The organism is Microcoleus sp. A003_D6, assembly GCF_036702825.1.
In the GTDB taxonomy this organism is placed as follows: Bacteria; Cyanobacteriota; Cyanobacteriia; order Cyanobacteriales; family Microcoleaceae; genus Microcoleus.
The window spans coordinates 63,544-88,082 of record NZ_JAUBWA010000012.1 but is presented as its reverse complement, the minus strand read 5'-3'; the positions used below and the strand labels follow the sequence as shown (position 1 = coordinate 88,082).

At 48.0% G+C, this 24,539-nt stretch carries 15 protein-coding genes and 1 pseudogene; 5 read left to right on the top strand and 11 right to left on the bottom strand.

Annotated features, from left to right (window positions below; all coding sequences use genetic code 11):
• Window positions 1–80: 80 nt before the first annotated feature.
• The 4 genes and pseudogenes from QUB70_RS06030 to QUB70_RS06015 all read right to left on the bottom strand — a co-directional run bounded on the left by QUB70_RS06030 (window position 81) and on the right by QUB70_RS06015 (window position 7,564).
• On the bottom strand, window positions 81–428 hold the full coding sequence (locus QUB70_RS06030; protein WP_332978981.1) for a XisI protein: 348 nt from the start codon (window positions 426–428) through the stop codon (window positions 81–83).
• Window positions 404–685: pseudogene (locus QUB70_RS06025) on the bottom strand (element excision factor XisH family protein); the annotation flags it as partial. The pseudogene QUB70_RS06025 and the gene QUB70_RS06030, both read right to left, overlap by 25 nt.
• Before the next feature lie 104 nt (window positions 686–789).
• On the bottom strand, window positions 790–3,666 hold the full coding sequence (locus QUB70_RS06020; protein ID WP_332978980.1) for a zinc-dependent metalloprotease: 2,877 nt from the start codon (window positions 3,664–3,666) through the stop codon (window positions 790–792).
• A gap of 370 nt (window positions 3,667–4,036) precedes the next feature.
• Window positions 4,037–7,564: a hypothetical protein gene (locus QUB70_RS06015; protein ID WP_332978979.1), complete on the bottom strand. Its 3,528-nt coding sequence runs from the start codon at window positions 7,562–7,564 to the stop codon at window positions 4,037–4,039.
• Between the two features lie 327 nt (window positions 7,565–7,891).
• Between QUB70_RS06015 and QUB70_RS06010 the strand changes: the two genes are divergently transcribed.
• From QUB70_RS06010 to QUB70_RS05990, 5 genes are all read left to right on the top strand, one after another.
• Window positions 7,892–8,116 carry a hypothetical protein gene (locus QUB70_RS06010; protein ID WP_332978978.1) on the top strand — a complete coding sequence of 75 codons (225 nt, stop codon included), beginning with the start codon at window positions 7,892–7,894 and terminating at the stop codon, window positions 8,114–8,116.
• Between the two features lie 205 nt (window positions 8,117–8,321).
• Window positions 8,322–11,447 (top strand): phosphoenolpyruvate carboxylase, encoded by a 3,126-nt coding sequence (gene ppc / locus QUB70_RS06005; RefSeq protein ID WP_332978977.1) that lies wholly within the window; start codon window positions 8,322–8,324, stop codon window positions 11,445–11,447.
• 128 nt (window positions 11,448–11,575) lie between these two features.
• A complete protein-coding gene (locus tag QUB70_RS06000) occupies window positions 11,576–12,712 on the top strand; it encodes a phosphodiester glycosidase family protein (protein ID WP_332978976.1) in 1,137 nt (378 codons plus the stop codon).
• 46 nt (window positions 12,713–12,758) lie between these two features.
• Entirely contained in the window at window positions 12,759–13,319 is a 561-nt protein-coding gene (locus QUB70_RS05995) for a Uma2 family endonuclease (protein ID WP_332978975.1), read from the top strand.
• Window positions 13,320–13,429: 110 nt separating this feature from the next.
• On the top strand, window positions 13,430–13,822 hold the full coding sequence (locus tag QUB70_RS05990; protein ID WP_332978974.1) for a hypothetical protein: 393 nt from the start codon (window positions 13,430–13,432) through the stop codon (window positions 13,820–13,822).
• An 88-nt stretch (window positions 13,823–13,910) separates the two neighbouring features.
• Here the strand turns inward: QUB70_RS05990 and QUB70_RS05985 are convergent, their stop codons facing one another.
• The 7 genes from QUB70_RS05985 to QUB70_RS05955 all read right to left on the bottom strand — a co-directional run bounded on the left by QUB70_RS05985 (window position 13,911) and on the right by QUB70_RS05955 (window position 24,124).
• Window positions 13,911–14,480: a diheme cytochrome C gene (locus QUB70_RS05985; RefSeq protein WP_332978973.1), complete on the bottom strand. Its 570-nt coding sequence runs from the start codon at window positions 14,478–14,480 to the stop codon at window positions 13,911–13,913.
• Between the two features lie 70 nt (window positions 14,481–14,550).
• Window positions 14,551–15,459 carry an MBL fold metallo-hydrolase gene (locus QUB70_RS05980; RefSeq protein ID WP_332978972.1) on the bottom strand — a complete coding sequence of 303 codons (909 nt, stop codon included), beginning with the start codon at window positions 15,457–15,459 and terminating at the stop codon, window positions 14,551–14,553.
• A 637-nt stretch (window positions 15,460–16,096) separates the two neighbouring features.
• Window positions 16,097–16,609, bottom strand: coding sequence for an inorganic diphosphatase (locus QUB70_RS05975; RefSeq protein ID WP_332978971.1), 513 nt, complete (start codon window positions 16,607–16,609; stop codon window positions 16,097–16,099).
• Window positions 16,610–16,855: 246 nt separating this feature from the next.
• Window positions 16,856–18,238, bottom strand: a complete 1,383-nt coding sequence (locus tag QUB70_RS05970; protein ID WP_332978970.1) for a serine/threonine protein kinase — start codon at window positions 18,236–18,238, stop codon at window positions 16,856–16,858.
• A gap of 148 nt (window positions 18,239–18,386) precedes the next feature.
• Window positions 18,387–19,700 carry a serine/threonine protein kinase gene (locus tag QUB70_RS05965; protein WP_332978969.1) on the bottom strand — a complete coding sequence of 438 codons (1,314 nt, stop codon included), beginning with the start codon at window positions 19,698–19,700 and terminating at the stop codon, window positions 18,387–18,389.
• A gap of 230 nt (window positions 19,701–19,930) precedes the next feature.
• The gene (locus tag QUB70_RS05960) at window positions 19,931–20,479 is read right to left on the bottom strand and encodes an inorganic pyrophosphatase (RefSeq protein WP_332978968.1); all 549 of its coding nucleotides are present in this window, start codon (window positions 20,477–20,479) and stop codon (window positions 19,931–19,933) included.
• A gap of 465 nt (window positions 20,480–20,944) precedes the next feature.
• Window positions 20,945–24,124, bottom strand: coding sequence for a GAF domain-containing protein (locus QUB70_RS05955; protein ID WP_332978967.1), 3,180 nt, complete (start codon window positions 24,122–24,124; stop codon window positions 20,945–20,947).
• Window positions 24,125–24,539 lie beyond the last annotated feature (415 nt).

The window sequence follows — 24,539 nt, the reverse complement described above, 5'->3', positions numbered from 1 at the left end:
AAAAATAACTCTTGTGGGATGGGCATCTTGCCCGTCCCATCAATTGATGAAAAGGATTTTTGCAAGAGGTCTATTAGAAGCTATGCGATCGCATATCCAGTATGCTGTCGGACTTCGGGTGGATGGAAAGCAAGAACAATGCGATCTTTGGGTACGCCAGCGGCGACGAGTTCATCAGTGATGCCGTCTTCAATGCCATCATAATGAATCCAGATTTTGTCATTGCGGATTTCGGCGTGAACCACATAACCATGAACTCGCAGATGATTTTCCCAACCTTCATGTATCAGCATAAAATGATTGCGATCGCGGCTGACTATCAAATAGGTAATTACTTCCCCATAAGTGTAAGGAAGATCCGCATAATATTGGAGAATTTTCTCCAACATTTCACGCCATTGGTCTACAGTTTGATTTGCGGTTGCCATTGGATAATCTCCTCCGTGTTTGAGTCAAAAACTATCATACGAAAATCTGGTTCTTCTAGCAGCAATTGCCCAGCTTCTTCTTTAAACAATTTCTCAAAAGTATTGCGATTAACCGCGAGGTAAAGACGACGATCCGGCTCTCGTTTTTGCAGCGTTCTGGCGTACATAAAGAACTGCCCCCAAGCATTTTCGAGGTCATGAATGGGGGAAGGGCCCAGAAAGCTTTTGATCTCGATCGCAATTTTTTCAGATCCTCGTTCAGCCGCAAGTTGACTGAGATTCTAAGAAACCGGGTTTTTTACTAAATCTGCGGGCTACAACCAAATATTATCGTAAAAAACCCGGTTTCTGAACCCCCAAATTAATTCGACTGAATTTGCGAATTCAAAACCTTAGAAATCCGATCGCGCGTTTCCTCCAAATGAGCCCGCGTATAAGCATCAGCATTCCGATCCAAATTCCGAACACTCTTGCTCAAACCCTCCCGCAACTGCCGCAACTCGTACCAAGCCAAACTCCGCGCATCCTCTGGAACATTCGTTTTTCGCAGCACCATTCCGATCAAAATCGCCAAATGTTCCCGCTGCAACGATCGCCTAAAAGTCGAAATCTCCATCTTTTTATTTGTCGGCTGCAAAACCTCTTTCCAGATATCTTTTTGCACAGTATCCAACACTTCCGGCAACTTTAAAGCTGTTTCCGGCGCTGATTTTAACTCCGCATCCCGGAGTCTTGCCAAACGCACCGGAGATAGCAAAACTCGCAACACAAACCGCTGCAAAAAAGTAATTCGATCGCCGATCGGGTAATCTAGAGGAAACACCAAAGCCGGACTCCCCCAGTGCTCCCAGCGCGAAGGCGCCAATTTGTTGAGCAACTCCGGCGCAAAACTAAACGCATCCGGGGCAAAAACGTACTTATCTAATGTTGCTAATGCCTCCCGCTGCTGAGAAAGTTCGATCGGCACAAACGGCAATTTCGCATTTGCATCACCGGGGCGAATCCGATTAAACGACTGTCCCCCGACGTACAAAGTAGCATTCATCACCTGCTGAACATAATACCCGAACACCGAATCAAACATCACCCGCAGTTCGTTATAACCCTCTTCCCCAACCGGAATTCGCTTTTCTAAACGCTTCCACATCGCCCGAGAATTATCCAATTGCCATTGGGAATACTTGAGCATATTGGCACTGAGATCGAAAGTATTTGCAGCCGGATCGAGAATATCAACAGAATCCTCATCCGGCGCGTAAGCTAATTGCGCTTGGGCGGCGCGACTGGCAATTTGTTGCAGCGCTGGTAAGTCGCTGTTGGGGTTTACGCCGCCAATCACTTTGTAACCGTACTCGATCGCCCAATCGTCGTAAGGCCCTACAATCGTCGGATAATAATCGCCCTGCACAGTTCCCGGCGGTGCCAAATTAACCGGCACATAATCCATCACCGACGCAATCATACCTTGCGCGCGAGTTACCTGAGTATTGTTCAAATCCTCCGGTTGCAGCATCGTACTACCGTGAAAATTGTGTCTCAAACCGAGAGTGTGACCGACTTCGTGCGCCGTCAAAAATCGGATATATTCATTAACATAATTGTCAATCGTCCCACTGCTAGGCGCTGCATTTTCCAACAGATCCATCGACATTGCCCCGATCGCAAATTGCTGACTCGATTCCAACCCAAAACACATATCCGAACTCGACATCAACCGCGATAAAGGCGATCGCTTTTGCTCTTGGTATCTTTCCACCAAAGTCGGCAAATCATCAGCAATTCCACCTCGCTCGTTTTCCCCGCTGCTTTTTCCTAAATCCCCATTTTCGAGCATCGGCAAATAGCGAGAATACATCCCGAACTGACAGGGATTGGTATTAGAACCGTTTCGCCCTTGAAAACTCTTAGATACCGAGCGATTTTGTTCCACCAAAGACCGATAACCCTGTTTAATTTGCCGGACAATATTAGCATCCAAAAGAATGTCAGCATCCAAAATTTCCCCAGTCAGCGGGTTAGTGCGAGACGGCCCGATGCCGGCAAACTCAGGCTCAAAAGAACTCGACCACCTAATAGTGTTGTAGCGCACGTCAGCCGGGTCCCATTTAGCATTGTCCGGCATTTGTTTGACCTGAATTGCCTCAGTAAAACCAGCCTTTTCAAAAGCTTTGTTCCACTCCAAAATGCCCTCGCGAATTGCGTTGCGGTATTCCAGAGGCACATTATTTTCAATCCAAAAGACGATCGGCTGCACTGGTGGCGACACCGGCGCAGTGGGGATTTGCTTTTGCAAATGCCAGCGATTGATATAGCGCACAAAAGGCTCCCTACCTGTCTTGTCAGAAAAGTCCTTATATGCTGTAAGAAAATAGCCCACTCGCTCGTCCGCAAGTCTGGGACGGTAGCCGTTATTTAGCGGCACTTCCGAAAAACTGTAGTGAATGCGGAGGTTAAAAGCCCGACTGTCAGGAATCGAAGGTAAATAGTTAACTTCACTGTCATTATCGCTAGAAAAACCGTAAATAGAAGCAATTTCTACATTCAGTGGAAACGCTTTTACATCTTTAAAATAAGACTTGTCTTCATCGATCGAGTAAGAAGCGCCCAAAATCATCGGCAAAATCGCTTTTACTCCCGGTAAATCGCGCTTTTCGCTCATCAGCAAATCGCCTAAATCGATCAGGAGAGTTTGTCTTTGCGGATCGATGCTTTTGAGCGGCAAAGAATAAAGAATCGACTCGCTAAATGCCCTTTCCACCGAACCAGCTTGCGGGTCGCCCGGACTGGTGCGAAAATTGATATTTGGTATCACAAACTGCACTTTATTTTGAACTCGGCGCAGTTGAAACAAGAAATCGCCGATCGGCAATCCGCTAAAAATGCCCCCTTCTCCCAAACCCGAAGCCAATGTCACGAAACACAGGAACTTTTTGTCGAGTTGTTGCGGTTGAATTTCCAGATAAACTTTATTAGTTGCTTGATTGCGGTAAAGGGTAAACAGTCCCTCTAACTTTTGCGCGTCTTTGACAACCTGCTCGAATGGTTCCAAAGCTTGCTGTTCGCTACTTTGTTCCTTGCTGGGCGGCGGAGCTGATAAAGCCAAAGGTAAAAATAAACCTTTATACAAACTAAACAAAAAAAATGCTAGAGATAATATAAAAAATATCAAAGGCAGATTTTTTAGCGGAGTTTTTATCTGTTTATTTTTGCTATTTTCAGGAAATATCAATCTTTTCATGTTCAGTATCCAGCCGCAGGAAAGAATAGTTTTGAGATAGTCGCGGAGCAATATTTATGAGTTAAATATAAATCATAAATATTGCTTAACCAGCCTTTACAATAAGATTTAAATGTTAACAACGCGTAGCGACAGTGTTAGGGTAAACGCGCCGGGGGACTAGAAACCAGGTTTCTACGAGAATTTTGCGACGAGGGACGAGAAATCTTCGCAGAAACCCGGTTTCTGGGATCGGCGTGCGTCTAGGAGTATTTCTCCAGCTATTTCCCTCGAACATAACAGACAATCGAGATGCACAGTAGCCGATAAATTCTCCCCATCTCCCCATCTCCCCATCTCCCCCTCTCCCCCTCTCCCCCTCTCTACTTCTCTACTTCTTCGCCGGCCAGGGAATCATGGGATCTTGAGCCAACCGCTTAGAAACTGCGATCGCCCCGTAGCGGTTGAGGTGGCTAGGATCGGAAAAAGATTCCCGCGCCTTCGGCCACAATAAACTATGATCTTGGAAAATCAAGTTTGTTTGAGCTGCTAATTGTTGCATATATTGCTGGAATTCTTGTTCGTAACCTGTCCGCACCGGGTCTAAATAATCTTCAGTCAGAGGCATATTCACAAAGACGAGATTGATGTTGCGAACCTTGGTAAATTCGATCAGATTTTTGAGTGCTACAGTTTGTTCGCCTATCAATTTAAAATCTTGATAGTCGGAGTCGTAATAGCCAGATACTTTCGGGTGATTCTGAAAGTAAGTATCGGGATTGAAGCGTATATCGATCGGCAAAAAGCCGTTTGGTTGAAATTCGCTGGGTGCTTTACCCCCAGCAGTAGGCCGGGCGTTTTCAGTTGTTTGTTTGTTCTCGGCTGCGGTATGGGGGCTGTCGGTATGGGGTCTGTCGGTTACAGCAGGGGCTGATGGATTGGCGATCGATCGCAAAAACCCTTTGAGCCGATCGCGCTTTTTATAAGTTGCAGAACCCTCCACCAACTTTTGACTCACCAATTGCTGAACGTTGGCTTGAGTTTGTTCCAAATGGTGTACCAATTCAGCGGCAGTCGCCACCGGATTTTTTGCGCTCGGATTCGATTCCTCGGGTTCTAATTGATTGGTGCGGATCGGAAAACTACCCCGGCTCAATTGCCTGTAACCTTCCGAAGAAGCGATCGCGCTAAAAGTCAAATCCGGCCGCCCGCTGTTGAGAGCCCTCGCCCCGTCCGCCAAAACCAGCAATTTCGGCAATTGTTGCGGCGGCAAAATCCGGCGGACGATCGAATCTACAACCTGGAGAGTAGCTCCGTTAACCCCAAAATTGTAAGCCGTCAGCCCTGGATAGCCCGAAGCTGCCAAAGCTGTTTCCAAAACCGCCGGGTCAATGCCCCGCAGCGCCCTAGAACTGCCGACAATTAAGATATCCGGCGGTTTTTTGTGCTGGCGGATGTACTCTTGGTAGCGCGCAATCTGCTTGTCAAGCTGCTCGCTCCTCAAAGTCGGGAACACGGGAGCAGCAGAAACCTCAGCTACAGGAACGCTAGTATTCCCCGGTTTCGTAAACCCAGAGCCATTGAAAGCCTCTTCCCGATTCGCTTCTGGCGATGGGTGCAACGGAATTTGAGGCAAATTCACCTCCTCAGAAAGGGGAACGGGGTTCGGGGTTTCCAACGGCCGTCTGGCTGTAACGTCGCTCGGAGGCTTGGGGGATGAATTTTGACAATTTGGGGCGATGCAAACTTCTCCAGCGCTCGGAGCTTGACTGACCACCGCAGATTGAAGAAATAGACCCAGCAACCAATCGGTATTGAAAGTCAGCAGACAGCCTGCCATCGCCCAAATCAATGCCATTCGGGCCGCGCGATCGGCTCTCACGCCCCCGGGCTCGGCAGCATTCGCTGACAAACCATCGTTGGGAACAAACAAACCCGAAGCGACAAGCGGTTGCACCGCAGCTTGAACTAAATGCTCGCCCAGCTTGTATCCGGGGAGTCTGATTTTGAAGCGGCGCCGCCAAGAGTCGGCCGCGGGCTCGTCAAGCTGCTCGCCCAAACCCGAAAAACTCCCATCTGCCACGGATGCCGCAAACTCCGGCACCGGTTCCTTTTCCAAGACAGCCAGTTGCGAGGGAGCCGGTGCGGGTGCCTGCGCTGATCGCTCGTCAACCGCCGTTCTGAGGTCAATTCCGTAGCGCCACAGGGGCAGTTTCTGACCGGCGCGCCGCCCGTAGACTCGCACCCCTGCGACTCCCGGAATTTGTAACTGCCGCAAAAATTTAGCCACCGGTGGGCCTACCTTCGACTGAGAAGGGCAAGTCAGAGCTTCAGTCATGACGTGCAGCACGTCGGCTTTGTGCAGCGCCACAGCCCGAATCCCCCCGGTTTCGAGCTTGCGGTTGAGATTGGGATTGAGCAACCTGTCGAGCAAAAAAGTCAAGGCTAATTGGTCGCCCTGGGCGGCTAATATTCTGGGGCTCGCAGCTAAGTCGGGGTGGTGGGCTGCCGGCAAGTCCACCCAGTCTATCCACACCGGCGACTCCGGCTCGGTCTTGCTTTCGGTGACGGGTTCTACGCCGTAGATTGTAGCTGCGCGGATGCCTTGGGGTGCGAAGGATGCTAACAAAGGGGCGATCGCGTCGGTGGTTTGCTGCTTGTCGGGGTATTCTTGGCGTTTAGGTTTTTGTCCTTTTTTGGCAATTTTGCTGCAAAACAGGTGGAGGGTTGCTTCTTTGAGGGTTGCCCGCACTTCGACTCTCGATGCCGCCAAGTGTTGGTTTAGCAGTTTGGCGATCGACTGTACATCTCCCCAGCGGGCCCATGCTTTGAGCATTGTGTCCGGCGCAGTCAAATCGACCCGCAGCAGCCAGTCCGGCTTCGCTTCGCCTGCAACTTGACTGCCGATCACTGCTTCCCGGAAATCCTCTAGTTTCAGTTTCCGCAGCCTGCCGGCGATCGGTTCTGCGAGCAAGGATGGGTCGGGGCTGTAAGCTGACTCGCACAGCACTAGCAGCCTGCGTTCTTTGGACTTGAGATTTTCCGGCGCATTCGCGTCGAGGGTTTGGCTGCTTTTGAGTTCTTTTTCGCGAATGCTGACTTTCACCGAAACTCCCATCGGCCCGAGGATTTCGCTGAGATAGCTGGCGATCGCATCTGGATAGCCCCGGCGCGCCAAAGTTTCCGCCGAAACCGCCAGAGTTCCAGCGCGATCGCTGTCGCCTGAGCCGGATTGGGGGGATTGAATCAAAGCCACCGCGCCGCGGTTCGCTTTCTGCGGGGATGTTTCCTGTGCGTGCTGGGCAACGGGGGGACTGAAAGCTTCCCGCGCCGCCGAAGTGTCGATCGTGACGGGGGAAGTTTCAAAAACTTCTGGGTATTGAATGCGGGAGGCGATGGGGAGACTTTCGCGGTCAAAATCGAGTTCTTCCCGCACCTGCGGCGGTTGGGTCGGTGTTTCTACTGTCCCTGGTGTCTGTTTGAGTTTATGGTTTTCATTTTTGAATTTGCCGAAAAATCCGCCTCTTTTATGACTTGCTGGCGGTTCGTCGGGACTTGTTGGCGGCACGTGGGAAAGTTTTGGTTCCGGTTGTTGTTGCTGTCGATCTTTACTGCTGCAATCGAGCCGGACTGTCCAGTCATTTTGTCGGGCACCGAGTTTGCGGCCGCACAGAAACAACTGGTAAATTTTAGGTCGATCGGGCAGCAGTCGCGTTAAATCAGTTTGTTCGATCGCGCTGATGAATCTCGCCGTCACCAATTCCTGAGACGGACACTGCGCTGCTTCGCACAAAATGTGCAGGTGGTTTCCCCGCAAACGCGCTTGTACTTGAACTTCGGGAAGCCCTAAAGCTTCTTGCGCCCACTGCGACGCGGCCGATCGATTGTCTGCCAATATGCTCCCGTTCGCATTCAACATGGGACTTTAAATTTCGTCAAGGCTGGTTTTGTTTTCTACAGATAGCACAATTTACAGGTTTTACCTACAAGTATTTTATTCTTCGAGTTTAAACGTTTGTTGAGGTTTAACTCTTGCTCGACTTAATACCGAGTCCTGTATCCCCTCGGCCCCAATCGTTGGGAATAGTTTTTTTATAGTACCTCGAATGTATTTTGGCACACAAGCGGCCAAGTTAAGCGAAGGAAAAAGTCCCGCGTCATTAGTCAGAAGGCATTCGGTAGAGGACGGCCACTATTATTAGTTACCCTGTAAACTAAGGATTACAGATGGACACAGGAGGAATTTATGCCGTCGGAAAACCAAGACTTGCCAAAAACTCAAACACCTAACAGTCCAAAGTTGCCAATTCCCTCAGATATTTTATTGAGCTTGGCCGCCTTACCCATGCTGGGCGGGTTGCTGGTGGCCTCTTCTGCTGCTAAGTTTGTTGCGTCGATCGGCGTTGAAAGCGAAGAAGTCTTTCGGGGCTCGCGCCTCCCGGTTCTCAACTTTCCTCAATCACAGAAGTAGAAGCTAATTTTTGTGACCTAAGAACTTGACAATGGGTAAACTCCGTGCATTTGTAATTTTTCTTTCCTTATACCTTGTACATAAGTGCCTTCTACGTTCTACCTTCCAATAAGTTGTCTCTAATTTGACTGCAAACAAAAGTGTTTTAGGCGAAACTAAACAATACAATTTTCACAGACACCCGCAGCTATTGAGGAACAGCCCGATGAGTTCAGTCCTCCAGTCTTCAGAACAGGCTATTGATGCAATATCTATTTCCCATGTACCCGCTTACTCAAAATCAGACCTGTTTCTGCGCAATCGCCTCAAAGTAGTAGAGGACTTGTGGGAATCGGTGCTGCGACAGGAGTGCGGGCAGGAATTGGTGGATTTGCTCCAACAAATGCGATCGGTCAATTCCGCCGAGGGACAGGCCACTCACTTTCGCGAGTCAAATGTCCTACAGCTAATCGAAAAGCTCGACCTCAACGCAGCCATCCGGGCCGCTCGGGCTTTTGCGCTGTATTTTCAGTTGATCAACATTGTCGAACAGCACTACGAACAGCGAGACCAACAGCTAGCTTACTCTAGCAGTAACGACGCTGGTGGGCGGATGTTTTCTAAGCTGCCGGGACAAGCCGCAGATGCGCCCGATCGCCCGCGGCACAGGGAAGGCCCAAGCCCCGCCCAAACGGCTCCTCGCAGTGCAGACAGCAGCGAGACGATCGCCCGAGACGCCGGAACATTTCACCAACTCTTCCCGATGCTGCTGCGCTTGAACGTGCCGAGCCAGCAAATCCAGCGCTTGATCGATCAGTTGGACATCCGCTTGGTATTCACCGCTCACCCGACGGAAATTGTGCGCCACACGATCCGCACCAAGCAGCGGCGGATGGCGAAGATTCTCCAACAGCTAGACCAAGTTGACGAGAAATTTCAGGTGCTCGGAGCCGACTCTCAAAGCCCCTACCCGGTGTCTTGCTGGGAAGCGGCGGCTCTCCAAGAGCAACTAATGGAAGAAATTCGCCTCTGGTGGCGCACCGACGAACTGCACCAATTCAAGCCGACTGTGCTTGACGAGGTGGAGTACACTCTGCACTACTTCGAGGAAGTGCTGTTTGATGCTATCCCGGAACTCTACCACCGCTTAAAGCAAGCTCTGCACGCTTCTTACCCTTACCTGAAACCGCCTAGTTACAATTTTTGCAAGTTCGGTTCTTGGGTGGGCTCGGACAGGGACGGCAACCCTTCTGTGACTCCGAAAGTTACTTGGCAAACGGCTTGCTATCAGCGCCACTTGGTGCTAGAGAAGTACATCGGCGCGGTGAAGCGGCTGAACGAACTTTTGAGTTTGTCGCTGCACTGGAGCGATGTGCTGCCGGAATTGCTCGAATCTCTCGATCGCGACAAATCGGAATTTCCCGAGGTTTACGAGCAGTGGGCGATCCGCTACCGCCAAGAACCTTATCGGTTGAAGCTGGCCTACGTGCAGCAGCGACTGGAAAATACGCGCGATCGCAATTGGCGTCTTTACAAAGGAGACGAGTTGCAGCGGGAGCGCGAAGCTTTGTCGGAACATCCCGGAATGACCGGGCTTTATCGATCGGGCGCTGAGTTTTTGACCGAGTTGCAGCTCATTGAACACAATTTAGTCGAAACAGGTTTGAGCTGTCGGGACTTGGAAAATCTGCTCTGCCAAGTAGAAATCTACGGGTTTAATTTGGCTTACCTAGATATCCGCCAAGAGTCAACAGTACACTCCGACGCTTTGAGCGAAATTGCTGAATACTTGCAAATTTTGCCCAAGTCTTACAATGAAATGTCAGAAGGCGATCGAATTATTTGGCTCGCAACTGAACTGCAAACTCGCCGCCCTTTAATTCCAGCAGAACTGCCCTTCTCTCCCAAAACTTGCGAGACGATTAATACCTTCCGAATATTGCGCCAAATGCAGCAGGAGTTTGGTCCGGAAATTTGCGAAACTTACGTCATCAGCATGAGCCACGATGTCAGCGATTTGCTGGCAGTTTTATTGTTAGCAAAAGAAGCAGGACTGTACGATCCGGCGACAGGAATTAGCAGCGTTCAAGTAGTTCCCCTGTTTGAAACGGTGGAAGATTTGAAAAAAGCGCCGTTGGTAATGCAGAATATCTTTGAACTGCCGCTTTATCGGGCTTTGCTAACAGGAGGATACGCGCAGGAAGTAGCGGAAAAAAGCGAAGAAAAGCTGCACAGCCCCATCCACAATATCAAATTGCAAGAGGTAATGCTGGGCTATTCTGACAGCAATAAAGATTCTGGTTTCCTCAGCAGCAATTGGGAAATTCAGAAAGCTCAAAAGGCTTTGCAAAGGGTTGCGGAAAAACACGGTGTGGAGTTGCGGATTTTTCACGGCAGGGGTGGTTCTGTAGGGCGCGGCGGCGGGCCTGCTTACAAGGCGATTTTGGCTCAGCCCGGAAAGAGTATTAGCGGGCGAATTAAAATTACCGAACAAGGCGAGGTTTTGGCTTCTAAATATTCTTTGCCGGAGTTGGCGCTTTACAATTTGGAAACTGTGGCGGCGGCGGTAATTCAAGCTAGTTTGCTGCACACTGGTTTTGACGGCATCGACCCTTGGAATGAGATTATGGAGGAGTTGTCGGTGAGATCGCGATCGCACTACCGCCATTTAATCTACGAACAGCCGGATTTAGTCGATTTCTTCCACCAAGTTACCCCCATTCAAGAAATCAGTCAGTTGCAAATCAGTTCTCGCCCGGCCCGGCGCGGCGGCAAAAAAGACATCAGCGGTTTGCGGGCAATTCCTTGGGTGTTTAGCTGGACTCAAAGCCGCTTTTTGCTGCCTTCTTGGTACGGTGTCGGCACAGCTTTGCAAGAGTTTTTGCTGGAGGAACCGGAAGAACACATGAAACTTTTGCAGTATTTCTACTTGAAATGGCCGTTTTTTAGAATGGTAATTTCTAAGGTGGAAATGACTTTATCTAAGGTGGATTTGCAGATTGCAGAACACTACGTGCGGGAGTTGGCATTGCCGGCTGACAAGGAGCGTTTTAAGGCTTTATTCGATCAAATTGCTGCCGAATTTCACTTGATTCGCGATTTGGTTTTAAGTATTACCGGACACCAACGTTTGTTGGACGAAGATCCGGCATTGCAGCGTTCCGTGCAGTTGCGAAATGCGACGATTGTGCCTTTGGGTTTGTTGCAGGTTTCGCTGCTGAAACGCTTGCGACAGCACGGTAGCGGCGGGGTTCCGGGGGTAATTCACTCGCGTTACAGCAAGGGTGAATTGTTGCGGGGAGCTCTGCTGACGATTAATGGTATTGCTGCGGGGATGCGGAATACGGGCTAGGGAAATAGTTTTGAATTAGTGGTAAGGTGCGCGGCCCGGCGCACCCTGCTACTGGTGGTTTCAGAATTTCTGCGCCCATTGTAGTCACAGCCATAGAAAACTGTTCGCTATCCTAGCTGAGATTTTTTATGTCTAAACGCCAACAGTCTCAAGGCTGTCAGCCCATGCTGCGGCGCACTTTTTTATTTTTAACGGGCATAGCTTTGGTGCGGGTTGCGGCTGACTATTTTGCGATCGCCCAAAACCGAGATAGCTTCTTGACTCTCGCGGGTCAACTGTGGCAAAAGTCACTCGCTTTTTTATCAACTATACAATCAAATCAAACTCCTCAACCTCTCCCCAGCAATCCCATTGTAAAATCGGGAAAAACCAATCAACCTCTGCCGAGTAATCCTATTGTAAAATCGCCAGAAAATTCTCCCGCAGCGCAGCCGTCTCAACCTCAAATTATCAAACGTTCTGCTAAGCAAGCAAAACCCCTACAACTCAGCAGCAAAAATGTAGCTGATGCCAGTTTTTATCTCACAACTATTGACCTCGCCGATCCAGAAATTTATATCACAATTGGTTTAGCTAATAATTCAGCTTTTGCCAATACTTCTAAACTAACTGGGGGCGACGAACCTTTTGAAAATATGGTGGCGCGTTACCAAGCTGCTGTTGTTGCTAACGGGACTTTTTTTGGCAAAGACGAGCAGAAATCTGTGCTGGGAAATATGGTGGCGGCGGGTAAGTTTCTGAAATACAGCCGATGGGAAAATTACGGCACGACGTTGGGAATTAAAGCGGGAAATCACTTGGAAATGGTGACGGCTAGAATCGAAGGTAAGCCGGATTGGAGTCAACATTGGTTTTCTCTGACTTGCGGGCCGAGATTGGTTAAAGGGGGGAAAGTTTGGCTTTCTCCTTTGTCGGAAGGTTTTAAAGATTCTCATGTTTTGGGTGTGGGTTCGAGAACGGCGATCGGTTTTCCGGCTTCGAGAGATAAGTTATTTTTGGTGACTTTTCTTGATAGTTTGTCTTTGGAAGCAGAAGCTAAGGTTATGCAGGCGATCGGCTGTTTTGAAGCGATGAATTTGGACGGGGGCGCTTCGGTGGCTTTGGCTCATCAAGGGCAGATTTTATTGCCGCCGGGACGGAATTTGACGAATGTGCTTGTGGTTTACGATCGCGATAATCCAGCTCCTGCTCAATTAAAACAGTCTTGGGAACGCTTCCAAAAGGGCGATCGACCAACGCCGGACAAATCAGTGTTTTTTGATTGAATTCGCAATTGCTATAATATGACGTAAGCTTTTGCAGGCAAAGATTATGACAGCAACAAAAGAAAAAATCTGGACAGTCGAAGAATATCATCGGATGATTGAAGCTGGCATTCTCACTGAAGGTGATAAGATTGAATTGCTAGATGGGAGAATTGTTGAAATGAGTCCCCAAACACCGCTCCATGCTGCTACAACTCAACGATCGTCCGATTATATCAAACAACTACTTGCCGGACAAGCTCACGTTCGGATGCAGTTGCCAATTACTTTAGCGACTTCAGAACCGGAACCAGATATAGCAGTTGTTCGTATCGATCCGGGAGATTATCGCGACCATCACCCAAATCCTAGCGAAATCTTGCTGTTAATTGAGGTTTCCTACTCGACCTTACAAATTGACCGCCGGGAAAAAGCCCCGATTTATGCCAGAGCAAATATTGCTGAATATTGGATTTTAGATGTAGTTGGACGCGAGGCATATATTTACCGGAATCCTGCACCGGGAGGCTATCAATCTGAGATAGTTGTGGCAGATAATGCTGCGATGAGAATGCTAGCTTTTCCTGAGATTGAAATTAGTTTTTCAGAACTGTTTTTACCTGTTTAGTTTTTGTTTTAAATTTTAACCGCAGATGGGAGCAGATAAGCGCAGATGGACGCAGATAAAGATTTATAATCAAGATGTTTTGGAGTGGTTTAAATCTTAAGGTTGAGGTTATGGGAAGATATATCGAATGCAAGATTAACGGCGAACTTGAAAACGTTTGGAAGTATGTATTTGGTGCTCAACCATCTGAGATGTATAGGATCTACGAAGAACTTGGTGTAGGTGAATATCACCCTGTTCGTTATCGTTATGAATTCTCAGAAAATGAAAAGGATGAAGATGATTTGACTTATGAGTACGTGGAAACTCGCCAAGTAGCAGAGGGAGATATTTTGATTTTGAATCGCAAAGATATTGAAGAACTCAAGACATGGCTTGAAGTTCTAAAACAAGATAGCGAGAAAAGCAAAGATACGTGCTTCATTTCGATGGTTGAGGCTATTAAAAACTTTATGCTTAGATACCCACATCAGGAAGAATTTGTTCTAGAAGGCGAGTTCTAAACTCTCAGAGCGGTCGAACACTTCGTTGGAGCGGAACGACGAGAGATTATTGGTTAGACTGAAAAAAGCGATCTGCGTCGGCTCAACTTTACGGAGAGTTTTCCCACTCGGCGGTAAGCTTGCGGAAATTGTATTGAGACGCGCCGGGGTGACAAGTAACGCAACTGCTGATATTTGCGGGTTGTGGCAGTTTGACTTTGGGGTGTAGAGCTTTGAAATAGCGAGAACTGGCGACTCGGTAGGCGAGTTCTTCGTCTTTGGCTTGGGGACGGGAAAAAGTTTGCAGGTAGTTCCACACTAGCAGACGGGGCGGGTCTACTAGCAGTTTGATGGTTTGTCCGTAGTGTTGGGAATCTTGCAGCAAGCGGCGCCACGTTTCTGTTGGCAATACTTGCGGCGGTAAACCGATGTGACAGGTGGCGCAGTTTTCTAGATACAGTTGCTGTCCGAGTTGGTAGCGATCGGGAATTCGATCGACAGTTCCAGTATCCTCAATCGGAGACACCTGAGCAAGTCGCACAGGAGTGCGAGAGTAGGCAGTCTGAGCTGCAACCCATCCGCCGCAGGTACAACAGACAATTATCAACAGTAGCAACGTTGAGTAAAGCCCCCGCAAGCCACGATAGCGACGCTTCTTGGGGGGGGTTTTGTGGTTCATGGTTCTGCCTTCTCGCTGCTAATTTTTGCCTTCGGTCGGCGGTTTTTTTGAGCCTGCATTGATTTGTTGCCTAAATCACTGGTATGCTCATGCCTTCGCGGGCCAAGCAGCCATTGGCGAAAACTTCCTGCACCTCTGCTTCGACCCGATCGAGAAAATTGTCGTCGTGACCCGGATCGTGGTGAAACATCACGATCTTTTTGACTCCAGCAGCTTTCGCTATTTCTACTCCTGCTTGCCAAGTCGAGTGTCCCCAGCCGACTTTGGGGGTTTTGAAGTCGTAATACTCTTCGTTGGTGTAGTTTGCGTCGTAAATCAACACGTCAGCGTCGCGAGCTAGGTGTACGACGTTTTCGTCCAAGCGATCGGGGAAATGTTCTGTATCGGTGCAGTAGACGGCTGTGTGCCCCTGCCAGGTGATTCGATATCCGATCGCGGTGTTGGGATGGTTGAGCAGTGCCGTTTCTATTTTCACATCGTCGAGTTCGAGAATATCCCCAGGCGTCAAATCGTTGAATTTGAGGTCTGACTGCATCACCTGGATAGGCACTGGAAAATTGGGGTGGTGCATTTGATCGGCAAGACGCTGTTTGATTGTAGTGCCGTTGGGGGCGATCGCTCCGTAAATGTGAAAGCAGTTCCCCGGGATAAAGGCAGGAGTAAAGAAGGGAAACCCTTGAATGTGATCCCAGTGCGTGTGACTGAAAAACATATGGGCTTCCACCGGCATTTGCCGCAGCAAGTTGAGACCGAGAACTCGCAGACCGGTGCCGCCGTCAAAAATCAGGCGTTTTTTGCCCAAACGCATTTCTACGCAAGAGGTGTTGCCTCCGTAGCGAATTGTTTTGCTGCCGGGGGTAGCTATGCTGCCCCGCACGCCCCAAAACTGAACGACAAACTCGGTCAAAGGACTATTTTCCATAGTGGCTTTGCGATCGGAAGGCTGTGGATTGGCTTGAGAGGGTGCGGAATCTGGCATCTTTTTTAGCTTTGGGCGCAGGAACTTGGGAGTTGATATCTTACTTTTTAGTTTTTAGTTTTTAGCAATCCGTACTATAAAACGCTTTATGGGGAAACCATCCGAGTACCGAACAAGGAAATCTGACTTACCGAACACTTGGGCTGTTAGAAGCCTAAACCGTACCGGGCCGATTGGTGGAGGAAATGTCACGCTTGAGAGATTATTTTTTGCACCCTGCGGGCTGCCCGGCGTGCGAAAGTGTTCTGAGATGAAGATAGCGTTGATGTCACTGTTCGGGTAAAATTTCCTCAAACGTAGAAAGCATTTGCGTGTTTGTTTAGAATTTGCGCTTAATCTTAGTCTATGAGTAGTATTTTTTTCCAGATTGCGGCCGGGACGGCTGTTTGAGGAATTCTGGAGGGTGATACCCTTTTATATTTTAGATTAAAGAATTGAAGAATTGGGAATGAGTTACTGGGTATGGGTTTGGGGCTTGCATAAAGTTGTATTTTTTTTTCTGGTATGACTCGGCATTGGATTATTTTACATTCTAGCCACCCTCTCCTCGACTGCATTCTCGACGTGCAGCGGTCGCCTTTAGTTCGGCCTCCTGAATTTTTAGTCGGGTTGCTGTCGAGGAGTGCTGGCTAGAGGCTTATTTACGATCGGCTGCGATGCACTTTTCCACTAAGGGCATGACTTGATCGACATCTTGCCACCCCAGAATCTCTGTCACTTTTTTCTCCAAATTTTTGTAGCTTCTAAAAAATTCGGCTATTTCGTCCAAGCGGTGGGGGGCTACGTCTTTGAGGGACTTATAGTGAGCGTAGCGGGGGTCTTTGTCGGGAACGCACAGCAGTTTTTCGTCCCTGTCGCCTCCGTCGATCATTTCCAGCATTCCGATCGGGCGAGCCGCGATAATGCACCCTGGAAATGTGGGCTCGTCCATCATCACCATGCCGTCGAGGGGGTCGCCATCATCGGCTAAGGTATTTGGTATGAAGCCGTAGTCGCAAGGGTATTGCACTGAGGAAGAAAGCACCCGATCGAGAGCAAAGGCTTGCATCTCTTTATCAAATTCGTACTTGTTTTTGCTACCGGCGGTAATTTCGATGAGGACGTTGAGCAGTCCTGGTTTCGGCTGTGCCGGAATTAGCGATAAGTCCACAACAATATCTCCAAGTTAACAGATGATTGGGATGAGTGCTACTTGCCAAATCCCTTTGATAGCATTTTACGGGCGATCGGGCCGAACGGCTGCATGAGATTGAGAGAAAGCGGGGGAGTGTGTCGCCGGCTGGGATAATACACTGGACGGGCGAGACGCCCATCCCACACAAGAGAGAGCGGACGGGCGGGACGCCCATCCCACAGTTTGAGAGGGGAATGCTTTGTTTGGGCGAGGGAGATATTTTCAGAACCATTTATTTTTTTTACCGTCTGTCAAAGTTCTTTGAATTTTCAATCGCAACCACTGGCTTAGTTCTGTTGCTAACCACTCGATTTCTGATTCACTTAGTCCCTGCTTCACTCCTAGTCGATATTTTTGGTTGCCGGCTTGAATAATCATCTGAGAAACTTTGTATCCAATTTGTTCAATTTCCAAGTGGCAAATGTCCGGTCTGGGGGATGCCTTGGAATGATTCCATTTCAACCCCAGCAGATGGCTGCTATAGGAGATTTGCTGGCGATCGATTCTGAGACGCAATTTCCGAAATAGTGCAAACAGAAACATGACTCCTACCGCACATAAAAAACTTCCTGATATTAGCATTATAAATTGGTGACTTATCCCTAAGTTATCGGTTAAAACAGAATTAGAATCTAATGACCAAATAATCGGAGGTACCGCTGCTGAAAGCAGGGCAATTAAACCAAAACCGATTCCTTGTGGCGGAATTACAATTTCTATAAACTCCAAATTTTTTGTTAGTTTAATATCGCTACCTGGTGGTGGCTGTACCACCATAGGACTTTTGTTGATAGGGCGGGGATTTTTGAGCGATCGCAATGCTTCGCCAGCCGAAGATAACCGTTTTTCCAAACTAGGTTCTGTCATCCACTCGATCCAATCAATTAAATTAGAATTGAGCTGCGTTACCCGATCGGCAAATTGAATTTTTAAATCCTGTTGCGAGAGTTCAGTGGGATGCAAACCCGTTACCAAATAAATTAAAGTTGCGCCTAAACCGTAGAGGTCAGAAGCCGGAACCGATCGCCCGCCAAATTGTTCCGGTGCCATATATCCGTAAGTTCCGACTACCGTAATTGTGCCGCCAAACTTTGCAGCTTGGTTCTGCACCGAACCGAAATCAACTAAATAAACTTGTCCGACAGAGTTGCCGGATCTGCTGTGCAGTAAGATATTGCTGGGTTTAATATCGCGGTGAATAACAGGCGGATCTTGCTGGTGCAAATAAATCAAAATTTCTAACAGCGATTTAGCTAATTCTTTTACCTCGCTTTCGCTAAAAGTACGCCCCGATCGCAAATGCTCTTCCAAAGTTTTACCCTCTACATAAGTCTGTACCAGGGCAAATCCTTTGCTGTCTGGTTCTTCAATTTCCAGGTAGTCGAGGTAGCGCGGAATTGATGGGTGAGAAAGTGCTTTTAAAGTTTCCGCTTCTCGTTCAAATAGCTTGAGGTCTTGCCATTCAAAATCGCTGCCGAGGAATAGCTGTTTGATGACAACTAATTCTTGAGTTTGTAAGTCACGAGCCAACAACGTTTGGCGACCAGTTTGTTTTCCTAGTTGTCGTTGTACTTCGTAGCGTTTTTTTAAGATTTTGCAAATCATATTTTTCACCTTAATTTTAACTTGAGGTTAAACGCTCTTCTTTTAGATATCCGACTTCTTCAAGAAGGGGGATATCTTGGTATTCTATGATTCTTCACTAGCGTTCAAAGGGACGACTAATCAACCGGACACGATATTATTTTTCATTTTATAGTCCACTTTCTTTTTGATACCATCGGGCAATAGACTTGCTACTTACCCCCATTGACAGCCCTGCAATTAGCGACGGTACCATCACTAAAAAAATAAAAAGTGCATCCAGTAAAATACCTTCCAAAACCCATATCACAAAGAGAAAGAAGACGATGCTTATAGAGGTACAGAACACGATACTAATCGCGGTTAAAACCTGTCGGTGAAGTTTGGGATTAGTTAGGGGGAAAAACCACAAGCGCGTGACGATTCCTACGATTATTCCGTTCCCAATCCCCAGCAGCAAGCCGAGAAAAATACCGATCAATCCTCCGACAATTGTCCCCACTACCGGAATAACAAAGGTGCCGTAAATTGCTGCACAAGTTCCTACAGTTAGGATTCCCATCCCAGTGCCGATCCCGATCGCATTATTGAACAAGCTAGAGGTATCCACCGTTTTTCTCTGTCTCAATGGCAGGGAATATTTATTTATTTCCTGTGGTTTTTCTAAAACTTCTTTTGCTATTTGGACTGAGGCGGGACGGCGCTCTAAACTGGGATTTGTCATCCACTTCAGCCAATTGGTAAAACCTGGACTCAGTTGGCTGAATTGCTCGAATTCAATCTGCAAATCTTGCTGCGGCAAATCGGCAGGATGCTGCTTGGTAATTAACGCAATTAATGTTGCTCCCAAGCCGTACAAGTCGGAAGCGGGAACTGCTCTCCCGCCAAATTGTTCGGGCGGCATATAGCCATACGTGCCGACAACTGTGACTGTTTTTCCCTGTTGCGTTGCTAGGGTTTGAACTGCACCGAAATCGACTAGGTAGACTTCGCCGACGCTATTGCCCGATCGATTTTTGAGTAAAATATTGCTGGGTTTAATGTCGCGGTGAATCACCGGGGGCTGTCGCTGGTGCAGGTAGGCGAGGATGTCTAATAATGCTGCGGCTAATTGTTTGACTTCGCTTTCGCTGAAGGTGCGGCCGTCTGAGAGATATTCTTGTAGGGATTTGGCTGCGATGTAAGTCTGAACTAGGGCGAATCCTTTGCGGTTGGGCGTGTCGATTTCAAAGGAGTCTAGATATCGGGGAATTGCGACATGGGATAGGGATTTTAAGGTTTCGACTTCTCTCTCGAAAAGTTTTAAGTCTTCCCAGTTAAAGTCGCTGCTGAATGAGAGGAGTTTGACTACTACTTGCTGTTGCGTTATTAAGTCGCGGGCGAGTAAAGTTTGCCTTCCAGCTTGCTTGCCGAGTCGCCGATCGCACTGATAGCGATCGGCTAATATTTCTTTTGACAAATCGCCGATGTTTTGTCCGCTCATGTTCTCCTGCCCTAGAAGCGATTAAATCTAGTTTAGTTGACAAAAATACAATTGTCTGTACTTGTTTAAGCGATTTATCGTTGGGTGGGGCAGGTTTACGAGATGATTGGTTTTAGGCGGAAATTTTTGGTAAAACCCGCCCCTAGCGATCGGATATGATTGTTTTTTTTGAACTGACCTACTTAATGCGATCGCACAGTGCGGAAGACGCCTTTGATTGAAGCTTGAATTTAACTTTGAATTTGCTTGTAAATTGACTTCACTACATCTAGCAGAGTCAAGACTTGCTGCCATTCGGGAGCGTCGGGTTTGTAGCTTTTGGCGCGCTGAGTTTTTAAACTCTGGTGCAACAGGTTCAGCAGCGCGTCTGGAGACTCCAAGGAAGTCTCATCTTCATCTATTGGGCTGCCGGCTGCATTTTCTTCTATTGTTTCTTTGATGCTTTGTGCGTTATCTGCCAGACTCAAAGCTCGGCCCGCCAGGTTTTCCGGCATTTTTGGCCGCTCCGACAAAGACTCGCCGGTCAGTTCTTCGAGCAGTTGGCGGACTTGAGCCACCCATTCAAGATCCTTTACCGAAAAGGAATCGGATTTAAACCCGTGCCCCTGTGGTCTTTGCTGAATGCTTTGTGATTTCTGGATCAGAGGAAGAGACTTTTGAGCGATGTTTTCGGGGATTCTGGGGATATCTGACAGCGAGCTGCGAGCAATCTCTAGTAATAGTTGGTAAACCTGATCTACCCACTCAATATCTCCCGACTGCGAATTCCAATTATCCATAACTGATGCTAGTAGTTTTCTATATCTAAGACAGGAACGTTGACTATCTGCTGAAAGCAAGCTGTTTTTAGAAGCCGCCAAAGTTATTAAGACTTACGCGCGCAGGCTCAAAAACCCGGTTTTTGAGCGGATGTTTCGTCGTCTTTCCCCAAGATTTTTGTCATAAACTGGGTAATTCTGGCGCAACTCCTAACTATTTTTTTAAGCTCTTCTCATGGTAGAAGTGCTTTGTTTGTTGTCGCAGGTAGGGCGAAACGCGGGCATCTGGCGCAAGCGAGTTAGGGAGTTCAAGTCCCGTTATCTAACAATGATACCTGTTGGAGCTTATTTAAAATTGCTTTAACAGGATATTAACGTTAATTGGTCGCAGGGGAGGGGCGCATCCCCGATCGCCCGTTAGCGAAGCTTGCTGCTATTGGCTCGCCCCCGCCCCCTATCGCCGCCAGCAGTGGCTGCGGGTTTCTGCTATTTTTCTGTGAGATTCCACACGCCGTCCCAGTTGAGTACATCGGAAGGCCGGTGCTGAAATAACATACAGCGATCGACGTGCAACTTAGCTGCCTTGTTTTTGGGGTCAACTTCCAGAACGGCGTTAAATTCGCGTTCGGCGTCTCTAAAGGCTTGCTTGGCTTTTGGTTCTAAGGCTTTCTTAAACTCGCTCAGCAGTTTTTTGACCCGATCTAGTCCCAGATTTTCAAATTCCTCATCTAACATTTCTGTAACTGTCTCTGCTGCGCGAGTTTTAATTTTCGCCTGCAATAGCTGCCTGATCTCTGCGGGTTTCAGCCTCTTGATTCTGGGATTTGACGGTTCTAAGATGTCTGCTTCCAACAGTTTTTTGACTTCGCCCTCTTGCAAGGGTTTAATCTCGTCTGCTGATAGCTGCTTGATTTTTGCTTGCAGCAGCATTGTGGCTTCGTCTTCCGAGAGGTTTTTAATTCCTTCCAATTTCAGAAGTCGGATTTCTGGCTGCAACAGCACGATTAGTTTGTCTGCTTCACAGAGGTTTTTCGGGTCGTACTCTGACAGCTTTTTCAGTTGATGTAACAGTTGCTTGAGTTCCTGTTCCAACTGTTGCTCGACATTGTAGGACAGTTTCTTGATCTCTGCCTCTGGCATTTCGGCGACATCATTTAAGATGTTTTTCACCTCACTTTCTGAGAGTTTTTGGCTGACTGGAGTTTTGTAATGTTCGCGGCCCTTGTTGTAATGTTCTACAATTTGTTGCTGTGTTTCGGTTAGGGGCTTGCCCACTGGCGAGTGTCCCTCGCGGATGCCGACGAGTTCGTAAACGATTACGGGTTCGCTTTTGCCTTTGACGGTAATAAAGTCGAGTTCTCGCACGTACAGTCGATCGGCATAATCTCTGTAAGTATTGTCGCTAATGATCAAGTCGGTGCCGTACTGCTTGCTGGCGCCTTCTAAGCGAGAGGCGAGGTTTACGCCGTCTCCGATCGAAGTCAGTTCCATGCGTTTGCTACTGCCGATGTTCCCGCTGACCACTTCATCGGAATGCACGCCCATACCGATGCCGATCGGCAATTCCCCGTGTGCCATACGCTCTTGATTGAACTCTGCCAGTTTTGCCCGCATTTTCACTGCCGTTTGCATCGCGCACCAAGCATGATCCTCTAGGGGTGCTGGGGAGCCAAAAACTGCCATCAGAGCGTCGCCGATGTATTTGTCGAGAGTCCCTCCGTACTCGAATACGACATCTACCATCACTTCAAAATATTTATTGAGCATCACTACCACTTCTTCGGCTTGCAATTTTTCCGTAAGTGTGGTATAGCTGCGAATATCCGAGAACAGCACCGAAACGTTTTTGCGCTTGCCGCCCAATCCTGTATCCCCTGAAGCTAAAAGCGCTTCGGCTACTTCTGGGGTCATGTAACGGTACATCAAGTTTTTGACTTGCTTGGCGCTGCTAATATCTTCCATGACGACTAACGCGCCGTTAACCTTGCTGGGGTCGGTAGCGTCGGTCATTGAGTTAATCGAGAGATTGATACTCTGCGATTTTCCTTCCAAGGAAAGCAAAACTTGATCGGGGTAATACTGCTGGCGGTCGTTATCGTCTTCGGGAGACAAAGACGCATCGAACCATTTGGCAAAATCGCCTTTTTCTAACTTAATTAACTCGCGCAAAGATTGACCTTCGGCTAATTCGGCATCGCTGACACCCAGTAATTTTTTGGCACTGGGATTTGTCGCTACTATATGGCCTTTTTTATCGGTAGAAATCACGCCGTTAGTCAAGGCGTGCAGCATATCTTTTTGTCTTTGTTCTTGCTGTTTGACTTCAGCAAACAGTTTGGCGTTTTGCAGGGCGACTCCTGCTTGGATGTTAAACGCCTCCATAAATTCCATGTCGTTGCGATTGAAACTCGCTTTCCACTGTTCGGGGGCGTGCGGCCAATCTTCCGGGTTGTAGGGCGGGAATTCTCCTTGTCGTTTTTTATTAACTAATTGGGTGACACCAATCAATTTGTGGTCGGAGTTAAACACCGGCATACACAGCATACTGCAAGTGCGATACCCCGACTTTTGATCCACTTCTTTGGAAGTTGCAGCGCGGGGATCGTCGTACACGTCAAAGGGAATCAGCAGCGGTGCGCTGGATTGGGCGACGATGCCTGCGAAACCGGCTGTTCTGGGTATGCGAATTTCTTGAAGTTGACCTGCGATCGGGATTTTTGTCCACAGTTGATTTCTATCTTCGTCAATTAGCCACAGGGTGCTGCGATCGGCGTTCATGAGTTGTTGGGCCTGATCCATCACCCTTTTTAGAGTATCTTCTAAGTCTAGACTGCTCTTAGAAAGAGCGGTGATGGCATTGATCAGCGCCGTGGCTGCCCGCTGTCTCTGAGTTGCTGCGTAGAAAGATTTGGACGATTCTAGAATTAGGCGAATCGAGAGAGCAAATTCAGTAAAAACTTGTTCGTCTTCTTTAGTAAATCCAGCCCGGTCGATTTGTTCGTCTAAAGTGGCGTAATTTTCGTGGTTCGGTTTTAGTTTATTAATCAGTTGAACGACTGCTACTAACTCTTTTGTTTCTTCATTTATCAGGGGCATTGCCAGCATTGTATAAGTGCGGTAGCCCGTTATTTCATCGGTTTTTTTTGCGTTAGCCGATCGTTCGTCGTTGTAAAAATCGTAAGGGATGTTAACCACTTTTTGGAACGTGGCGACCTCTCCTGCAATGCCTACGTGGGCGGGAACTCTGATTTCTAGGTTTTTGCCATTCTCATCTTTAGCGATTCTCGCCCAGAGTTCATTTTTTTCGTCATCTAATAAAAATATCGTGCTGCGATTGGCATTGAGCAATTCCCCTGTTTTGAGGGTAATAGACTCCAACATCTCGTTGAGAATAGCGTCAAATCCCTCACTCTCAAGGATATTGTCGAGCATTCCCAGGGTTTGATTGACAACCTTAAGTTTTTCTTCTACTTCCTTAACTACTACTCCGAAACTTTGCTTATTTAGGAGCGAGAGAATGCTGGAGATGTTTCCTTGGTGCAGGATCATTTCACTGTTCCTCAAGTCCGGGGGAGAATAGTGTTCCTGATGATTTTCACCGCCGACAACAGCGACATCTATCACGTTGTCCATAGAAGAGTAATTGGTGGAAGATGCAGATTTCATAGACCTTTACAGAAGCTTAAGTGTAAGGGTTAGTCTCTAAACGAAGAGAGCGGGCAAGTTGATTAGCGGGTCACCTGTCGCACAAGACTCAAGTATGTGTGAAACTTTTTCCAGTTTACAGAACTCCGGGTACAGGGCCGAGGAAATTCAGTTGGATTGCTGGTGAACCGAGGGTGGGAGGGTAACGCTGCTTTGGTATTGCTGCACTCTTTTTAGAGAATGCGAATCCTGTTTAAATGGTTTATTAACTGATTTTGACATTGTGCGTGCCTGGTTTAAGTAGGTTCTGCCTGTCTTCGATCCGATCGCCCGCAGGAACATGAATGCGTACTGCAAGGACGACTGCTGAAAGAGGAATGGCCTTGTGGGACTAGCCGCAATTGTGACACCAGCAGTTGCTAGTGATGTGTGCCCT

Coding starts and splice junctions, on each gene's coding strand:
- ppc (WP_332978977.1), top strand. CDS start 8,322: ATGAGTTCAGTCCTCCAGTCTTCAGAACAGGCTATTGATGCAATATCT.
- QUB70_RS05995 (WP_332978975.1), top strand. CDS start 12,759: ATGACAGCAACAAAAGAAAAAATCTGGACAGTCGAAGAATATCATCGG.
- QUB70_RS06020 (WP_332978980.1), bottom strand. CDS start 3,666: ATGAAAAGATTGATATTTCCTGAAAATAGCAAAAATAAACAGATAAAA.
- QUB70_RS06000 (WP_332978976.1), top strand. CDS start 11,576: ATGTCTAAACGCCAACAGTCTCAAGGCTGTCAGCCCATGCTGCGGCGC.
- QUB70_RS05955 (WP_332978967.1), bottom strand. CDS start 24,124: ATGAAATCTGCATCTTCCACCAATTACTCTTCTATGGACAACGTGATA.
- QUB70_RS05965 (WP_332978969.1), bottom strand. CDS start 19,700: ATGAGCGGACAAAACATCGGCGATTTGTCAAAAGAAATATTAGCCGAT.
- QUB70_RS06015 (WP_332978979.1), bottom strand. CDS start 7,564: ATGTTGAATGCGAACGGGAGCATATTGGCAGACAATCGATCGGCCGCG.
- QUB70_RS05980 (WP_332978972.1), bottom strand. CDS start 15,459: ATGCCAGATTCCGCACCCTCTCAAGCCAATCCACAGCCTTCCGATCGC.
- QUB70_RS06030 (WP_332978981.1), bottom strand. CDS start 428: ATGGCAACCGCAAATCAAACTGTAGACCAATGGCGTGAAATGTTGGAG.
- QUB70_RS05985 (WP_332978973.1), bottom strand. CDS start 14,480: ATGAACCACAAAACCCCCCCCAAGAAGCGTCGCTATCGTGGCTTGCGG.
- QUB70_RS06010 (WP_332978978.1), top strand. CDS start 7,892: ATGCCGTCGGAAAACCAAGACTTGCCAAAAACTCAAACACCTAACAGT.
- QUB70_RS05970 (WP_332978970.1), bottom strand. CDS start 18,238: ATGATTTGCAAAATCTTAAAAAAACGCTACGAAGTACAACGACAACTA.
- QUB70_RS05990 (WP_332978974.1), top strand. CDS start 13,430: ATGGGAAGATATATCGAATGCAAGATTAACGGCGAACTTGAAAACGTT.
- QUB70_RS05960 (WP_332978968.1), bottom strand. CDS start 20,479: ATGGATAATTGGAATTCGCAGTCGGGAGATATTGAGTGGGTAGATCAG.